At 70.3% G+C, this 259-nt stretch carries 1 protein-coding gene; it reads left to right on the top strand.

Annotated features, from left to right (window positions below; translation table 11 throughout):
* Positions 1-25: 25 nt before the first annotated feature.
* On the top strand, positions 26-259 hold a 234-nt coding region (locus IF55_RS35750), incomplete at its 3' end, for a hypothetical protein (RefSeq protein WP_157857243.1).

The following is a 259-nucleotide window of genomic DNA, read 5'->3' as shown; positions in this document are numbered from 1 at the left end:
GGCTCGCGGTGCGCGTCCGACGTTCATGAAGGGCACGCCGAGCCACTTGTCGATTCTGGAGGCGCTGCCGGAGGAAGTGTCGCCCTCGGGGACGCTGATCCTTGGTGGTGAGGCGCTGGTCGGTGAGGTGCTGGACGGCTGGCGGTCGGCGCATCCGGATGTGACGGTCTTCAATGCGTACGGTCCGACCGAGGCGACGGTGAACTGCCTGGAGTACCGGCTGGCGCCGGGGGAGCCGACGCCGTCCGGCCCCGTGCCG

The organism is Streptomyces varsoviensis (genome assembly GCF_000718635.1).
GTDB classification, from domain to species: Bacteria; Actinomycetota; Actinomycetes; order Streptomycetales; family Streptomycetaceae; genus Streptomyces; species Streptomyces varsoviensis.
Note: the sequence above shows the minus strand (reverse complement) of the source record. Positions and strands in the feature narration are given on the sequence as shown.